The sequence below is a fragment of the Umezawaea sp. genome (assembly GCF_036375055.1).
In the GTDB taxonomy this organism is placed as follows: Bacteria; Actinomycetota; Actinomycetes; order Mycobacteriales; family Pseudonocardiaceae; genus Umezawaea.
On sequence record NZ_DASUSQ010000014.1, the window covers coordinates 22,120 to 28,697 of the forward strand.

Here is a 6,578-nt window from a genome sequence, read left to right on the forward strand (position 1 = left end):
GCCGGGCCGCGTCCGCCGAGGGGGACCACCGCCGTGCGCGAGGTCAGCCTCGCCGTCACGGCCGCCCACCTGTTCGTCTACCTCGTCCCCGAGTCCGCGGAGGAGGCCGCCGGACTCGGCGTCACCGACCGGCGGCCCGCGTACTTCGCGTTCCGGGCGGCGGCGCTGGGCGCGGTCCCGTGGCAGGTCGTGCTGGCGACCTTCTACAACTTCAGCCCGCGAGCGGTGCGGACCGTGGCGGACGCGTGGGACGCCGCACCGCCCGAACGGTGGCAGGCCGCCCGCTTCGCGGTCGTCGAGCGCGCGATGCGGCGCGTCGGCGTGCCCCTCACGGCCGACCGGATCGCGGAGGCGCGGTCGCTGGTCGACCCGGTCGTCGCGGGAGCCGACCACTCGGGCAAGGCGCTGGCCGCGGCGAACGCGGCGGTCCCGCTCCCGGCCGACCCGCTCGTCGCGCTGTGGCAGCAGGTCGCGGTGCTGCGCGAGTGGCGGGGCGACGCGCACCTGGTCGTGCTCGCCGACAACGGCCTCGGGCCGTGCGACTGCACAGTCATCCACACGGCGACCGGTCGCCTCCCGACGGCGCTCGCGCGGGCGACCCGCGGGTGGGACGACGAGGAGTGGGCGGCGGCGACGGCCCGGCTCGTGGCGAGGGGCTGGCTCCACGCCGACGGCACCGCCACCGAGGTCGGGATCGCGGCGCGCGAGCGGATCGAGGTCGAGACCGACGAGCACTGCGCGGCGCTGTGGGCGCCGATCGGCGACGCGGGTGCCCGTCGGCTCGCCTCGCTCCTGCGGCCGATCGCGGACGCCTTCACCACGGCTGGCGCGTACGAACGATTGAGCTGACCACCGCCTCCAGCGGTGTGGCGGGCCGACCGGTCAGGACCTCGACGGCGTCGCCGACCGCCTCCAGTTCGCCTGCCGCGATGGCGGTGTAGGTCGACACCCAGGCGTCCACCTGCCAGTCCGGGACGTCGGACGAGGCCCGTGACCGGTAGGCCTCGGCCACGGTCTCCGGCTGGTAGGTGATCGACCGCCCCCACGCCCGAGACAGGACGGCCGCGACCTCGGCGAGCGTCAGCGACCGGGGACCGGTCAGGTCGTAGGTCGCGCCCGCGTGCGCCGGGGCGGCCGTGAGCACGGCGGTGGCCGCGTCGGCGATGTCGTCCTGCGCGACGACGGCCACCCGCCCGTCCCCGGCGGGCCCTCGGATGGCGCCGTCGGCCCCGACGAGGTCCGGGGTGAAGTCGGCGTAGAGGTTGTCGCGCAGGAACGTGAAGTCGAGGCCGCTCGCCCGGATGTGCTCCTCGGTGGCCCAGTGGTCGCGGGCGAGGGTGAACGTCGCGTCGGGCGCCGCGCCGAGGAACGAGACGTAGACGAGGTGCCGGACCCCGGCCTCGGTCGCGGCGTCCACGAACGACCGGTGCGCCTCGACCCGGTCCGGGGTCTCGGCGGCCGACACCATCAGCACCCGGTCGATCCCCCGCAGCGCGCGCCGCACGGCGTCGCCGTCGCCGAAGCCCGCCGTCGCGACCGCGGCTCCCGCGAGGTCCGGTGCTCGCGCGGGGTCGCGGACCAGCAGGGTCTGCCGAACGCCCCCGGCCGCCAGCCGCCGGGCGACCCGGCCTCCGAGGCGACCGGTGGCGCCGGTGATCGCGAACGTGGTGTCCCCGGTCACGGGTGGACCGCCATCCTGGAGGTCACGGCCGCGATCGGCAGCGCCCTCCCGGCGAGTTCCGCGGGCACGTCCGCGTGGTCTCGGTCGATCATGTGTTCCCTTTCGTTCCCACCGCTGGTGCGGCAACCGCCAAACTAGGCCGTGAACAGGGCGGAGCGGAGGTAGGCTCGCGACCGGTCATGGTCAAAAACCGACACGCGGCACCTCGGGAGATCGCCTTCACCGCCCCGGCGGGCACGCCGTCCGGTGTGGAGGTGCTGTCGCTCGCCGACCTGCGCTCCCGCGTGCCGCCGGGCTCGCTCGCGGTGCCGCTGCGGCTGACCTTCCACCACCTGCTCACGCTCACCGACGGCTCGCTGACGCACACGGTCGACTTCACCGACCACGTCCTCGAACCGGGCGCGTGGCTGTGGACGCGGCCGGGCCAGGTGCAGCAGTGGAGCGACCCCGGCCGGGCCGAGGGCACGCTGGTCCTGTTCGAGCAGGACTTCCTCGACGCGGCCACCACGACCGCCGCCCGCCTGGACGATCCGCACGCGCCCGTCCTGCACACGCCCACCGGCGAGGACGTCACCGCCCTGCGCACGGCCGTCGACCACCTGACGGGCGAGTTCCACGCGTTCGGTCGACTGCCCCTCGCGGTGCACACCCTGGCGCTGCGGCACCTGCTCTCCGCCCTGGTGCTGCGCCTGGCCCACCTCGGCGCCGACGCGGGCAGGCCGAGCCCGCACCCCGGTGAGGCCTTCCTGCGGTTCCGCGACGCGGTCGAGGAGGGCTTCGGCCGGTCCAGGAGGGTCGAGGACTACGCGCTGCTGCTGGGCTACTCGCCCAGGACCCTGTCCAGGGCCGCGCTGGCCGCGACCGGTGTCGGGGCGAAGGAGTTCATCGACCGCAGGGTGGTCCTGGAGGCGAAGCGGCTGCTCGCCCACGGCGACGAGTCCGCCGCCCGCGTCGCCTCCCGGCTGGGCTTCTCCAGCGCCACCAACTTCAGCAAGTTCTTCCTCCAGCGCACGGGCCGCTCCCCGCTGGCGTTCCGCTCCGGCACCAGGGGCGGGTGACGCCCCCGGAAACCGCTGTTCTGCGTAGACCTCCGTCGCATCCGGACGCACCCTCGACTGCTGAGGGGAACGACGGAGCACCGGGGGAACGCACGTGCCCGCAGGATTCTTCACGGACAAGTCCGGCAAGGTTCGACCGCTCAGCGGCAAGAAGAAGAAAAAGGGGAACAGCGGCGTCGTCGTGGCGGCGAGCGTCCTGGCCCTGGGGTTGGTCGGGTACGGCGGAGGTGGGGCGCTGGTGGGGTCCGGCGGCGGGGGTGGCGCGGGAGCGGGGTCGAGCCGGGCCGCCGACCTGCGCACCCGCAAGGCGGAGGGCCAGAGGTCGGCGCGCGAGGGCGACCCGGTCGGCGCGTGGCGGCGCATGGGGATGCGCCGACTGCGCCAGGAGGTCCGCACCCAGGCCGAGTGCCTGAGCGCCTCGCACGGCCGGGTCCGCGAGTTCCTCGCCCGCACGCCCTGCGCCTCGCTGGACAGGGCGATCCTGACCGTCGGCGACGACGCGGGCAACAGCGCGGTCGTCTCCATCGCCTGGGTCGGGTTCCGCCGCGCGGGCGACGTGCGCGACTTCAAGGCGGTCATCGACGTCCACGGCAGCGGCGACGTGCGCCCGCTCGGCTCGTCGCTGCTCGGCCTGGCGGACATCGCGTTCACCGGGCAGAACTACGGCAGCGACGTCACCGGGACCTCGCTCACCGTCGCGGAGGCCGAGACCGCCACCGGCGTGCTCGACCACGACACCCTCGACGCGCTCGCGGAGGTCGCCGCCCACCTGCCCCGCCCGTGACGCCGGGGGCTCGAAACCGGACCGCGCGTCTGGTGGACTCCGTGGCGTGACCCCACCGCTCCCCCGGCTCGACGGCCGCGACCTGCTCGCGCTCGTGCCCGCCGACGCCGCGCTCGGCGCGCTGCGCGACGCACTACTCGCGGGCGACTGGGACTCCGCGGGACCGCCGCGCACGGCGGTCCCCCTGACCCACGGTGAACTGCTGGTCATGCCGAGCGAGGGCGGCGGGGTCGTGGGCGTCAAGGTCGTGGGGGTCGCGCCCGGCAACCCGGCGCTCGGCCTGCCCCGGATCACCGGCAGCTACCTGCTCCACGACGCCGCGACGCTCCAGCCGGTCCTGCTCGTCGACGGGGCGGCGCTCACCCTGCTCAGGACGTCGGCGCTGTCCGCTCTCGCCGTGGACGTGCTCGCGCCCGCCTGCACACCGCGGTTGCTCGTGCACGGCACCGGGCCCCAGGCGGCGGCGCACCTCAGGGCCGTCGCGGCCGTCCGCCGGGTCGAGCGGGTGGAGGTCGTCGGGCGGACCCCGGAGGCGGCGGCGGCGTTCTGCGACGACCAGGCGGCGGACCGGGCGTTCGACGTGCCCGTGGTACCGGCCGGGCCGGACGCGGTCGACCGCGCGGACCTCGTGCTGTGCTGCACGTCGTCGCGCACGCCCCTGTTCGACGGCACCAGGCTGGCGGCGCACGCCGTGGTCGTCGCGATGGGCGCGCACACGCTCGACGCGCGGGAACTCGACGACGCCACCGTGCGGCGGTCGTCCGTGGTCGTCGAGCACGTCGACACCGCTCTGCGCGAGGCCGGTGACGTGGCCGCCGCCGTGCGCGGGGGCGCGCTCGACCGCGCCGACCTGCACGTGCTGGCCGACGTGGTGCGGGGCGAACCGGTCCGCGGCACGGGACCGCGGCTCTTCCGGTCGGTCGGCATGGCGTGGGAGGACCTCGCGGTCGCCGCCGAGGCGCTGCGCCGCCTGCGCTCCCGCGCGGACGGCCGCTGACGAGCAGATCAGTCCGCGGTGGACGGTTGAACTGGACGTCGCGGCGTCATTCCACTTCGACCGTCCAGTCCGCGGCGAGCGCCGCGACCGTTCCCGCCGCCGCGACCAGCGGTGTCACCACGACGGCGAGCACCCCGAACGGCATCGCCACCTCGACCACCGGGTACCCGTCGTGGTCCTTCACGACGACGCGGTGGACGTCGTGCTCCACCGGGCCGTCGACGGTGCTCTCGCGCATCGGCATGACCGAAGGCCTCCCGCTCGGGGGTGTCGGGTCCAGCCTGGCGGATCCACGCGCGGAATCGCAGTGGCCAAAGTCCGCTGTCGGGGGCCGAAGGTCCCGCGGCGCCGGTGGGTCCACTGTGGATCGTGGCGATCGGACCAGGAACCGCCACGCCAACGGCGCAGTGCGCTGCCGCACCCGTCCACCGGATCCGGGATGCGGTGCCGAACCCGCACCGCGGTGGCGCGGACGTGGCCTCAGTCCAGGGGAACCCGCCAGGTGACCCTGGTGCCGCCACCGACGTCGGGGCGGACCGACAGCGAGCCGCCGGACCGCCGCGCCCGGTGCTCCAGGTTCAGCAGTCCGCTGCGCGCCACGTCGTCCGGCACGCCCACGCCGTCGTCCACCACGGAGACGACCAGTTCGTCGCCCGCCTCCACCGTGACCGTGACGGTCGTGGCGTGCGCGTGCCGGACCACGTTGCTCACCGTCTCGCGGATGACCGCCTCCACGTGCTCGGCCAGCTCGTCGGACACCGAGTTGTCCACCGTCCCGGACATCCGCACGGCGGGCGACAACTCGGTCGGCTCGGTCAGTTCGGCGACCACGTCCAGCAGCCGCCTGCGCAGGCTCACCCCGCCGTCGCCCGCGCTCTGGAGGTCGAAGATCGCCGTGCGGATCTCCCGCACGGTCTGGTCCAACTGCTCCACCGCCGTGGTCACCCGGCCGCGGAGTTCGGCGTCGCTGATCCTGCGCAGGCTGCCCTGGAGGCTCATGCCGGTCACGAACAGCCGCTGGATCACGTGGTCGTGCAGGTCGCGCGCGATGCGGTCGCGGTCCTCCAGCACGTCCAGCAACCGCAGCGAACGCTGCTTCTCCGCCAACTGCAACGCCAGCGCCGCCTGGTCGGCGAACGACGCCAGCACCGGCAACTGGTCGGCCACGAACGGCGGCTCCCCCTTGCGCCGCACCGCCACCAGCACACCGGTCACGACCGCACCCGCCCGCATCGGCACCGCGATCCCCGGCCCGAACTCCCCGGCCCCGTCACCGAGGTCCTCGCCGAGGGTCTCGACGACCGTGGGAACGCCGGTGCCCACGACGTCCGCGATGGCGGACGTGCGCTCGGACAGGTCCGAGCCGATGATCTCCTCGACCTGCGGCCCCGCACCCGCCGTGACGAACAGCGAACCCTCGTCGCCCAGCACGATCATCGAGGAGTGCGCGCCGGTGAGCTCCACCGTGCGCTGGGCGATGAGCCGCAACACGTCCTGCGCCGACGCACCGCCCAACAACTCCGAGTTGATCTCCGCGGTCGCCTCCAACCACCGCTCCCGCATCCGCGACCGCTCGAACAACCGCGCGTTCTCGATCGCCACCCCCGCCGCCGCGGCCAACGCCTGGAGCACCACCTCGTCATCCGGCGTGAACCCCGCCCCACCCCTCTTCTCCGTCATGTACAGGTTGCCGAAGATCTCCTCCCGCAACCGGACCGGCACACCCAGGAAACCGTGCATCGGCGGATGGTTCGGCGGGAACCCCACCGACGCCTCGTGCTCACCCAGGTCGAGCAGCCGCAACGCACGCGGATCCTTGATCAACAACCCCAGCAGCCCCCTCCCCTGCGGAAGGTGCCCCATCCCCGCCCGCGTCTCGGCGTCGATCCCCTCGTACACGAACGCCGACAGGTCGTCCCTGGTCCCCAACACACCCAACGCCCCGTACCGCGCACCCACCAGCTCCACCGCCGCGTCCACGATCCGCTGGAGCGTCGAATCCAGCTCCAGCCCCGACCCCACCGCCAGCACCGCGTCCAGCAGGCTCCGCATCTGGTC

At 74.4% G+C, this 6,578-nt stretch carries 7 protein-coding genes; 4 read left to right on the forward strand and 3 right to left on the reverse strand.

Annotated elements, in window-relative coordinates; genetic code table 11:
* Positions 1–33: 33 nt before the first annotated feature.
* Positions 34–849, forward strand: a complete 816-nt coding sequence (locus tag VFZ92_RS05145; RefSeq protein ID WP_330874557.1) for an SCO6745 family protein — start codon at positions 34–36, stop codon at positions 847–849.
* On the opposite strand, the gene VFZ92_RS05150 is transcribed toward VFZ92_RS05145, so the two are convergent.
* Positions 815–1,681: an SDR family oxidoreductase gene (locus VFZ92_RS05150; protein WP_330874559.1), complete on the reverse strand. Its 867-nt coding sequence runs from the start codon at positions 1,679–1,681 to the stop codon at positions 815–817. The genes VFZ92_RS05145 and VFZ92_RS05150 overlap by 35 nt on opposite strands.
* Before the next feature lie 179 nt (positions 1,682–1,860).
* On the opposite strand from VFZ92_RS05150, the gene VFZ92_RS05155 reads away from it, so the two are divergent.
* The 3 genes from VFZ92_RS05155 to VFZ92_RS05165 all read left to right on the forward strand — a co-directional run bounded on the left by VFZ92_RS05155 (position 1,861) and on the right by VFZ92_RS05165 (position 4,520).
* Positions 1,861–2,739, forward strand: coding sequence for an AraC family transcriptional regulator (locus VFZ92_RS05155; protein WP_330874561.1), 879 nt, complete (start codon positions 1,861–1,863; stop codon positions 2,737–2,739).
* Positions 2,740–2,833: 94 nt separating this feature from the next.
* Positions 2,834–3,523, forward strand: coding sequence for a hypothetical protein (locus VFZ92_RS05160; protein ID WP_330874563.1), 690 nt, complete (start codon positions 2,834–2,836; stop codon positions 3,521–3,523).
* A 46-nt stretch (positions 3,524–3,569) separates the two neighbouring features.
* Positions 3,570–4,520: an ornithine cyclodeaminase family protein gene (locus VFZ92_RS05165; RefSeq protein ID WP_330874564.1), complete on the forward strand. Its 951-nt coding sequence runs from the start codon at positions 3,570–3,572 to the stop codon at positions 4,518–4,520.
* A 46-nt stretch (positions 4,521–4,566) separates the two neighbouring features.
* Here VFZ92_RS05165 and VFZ92_RS05170 read toward each other — a convergent pair whose 3' ends face one another.
* Together VFZ92_RS05170 and VFZ92_RS05175 are read right to left on the reverse strand one after the other, a co-directional pair.
* Positions 4,567–4,758 (reverse strand): DUF4342 domain-containing protein, encoded by a 192-nt coding sequence (locus VFZ92_RS05170; protein ID WP_330874566.1) that lies wholly within the window; start codon positions 4,756–4,758, stop codon positions 4,567–4,569.
* A 242-nt stretch (positions 4,759–5,000) separates the two neighbouring features.
* Positions 5,001–6,578 (reverse strand): GAF domain-containing protein (locus VFZ92_RS05175; protein ID WP_330874568.1); only part of this gene is annotated, 1,578 nt, incomplete at its 5' end.

Excerpts from the sequence above, each read along its gene's own strand:
- VFZ92_RS05155 (WP_330874561.1), top strand. The coding sequence starts at position 1,861 with ATGGTCAAAAACCGACACGCGGCACCTCGGGAGATCGCCTTCACCGCC.
- VFZ92_RS05170 (WP_330874566.1), bottom strand. The coding sequence starts at position 4,758 with ATGCGCGAGAGCACCGTCGACGGCCCGGTGGAGCACGACGTCCACCGC.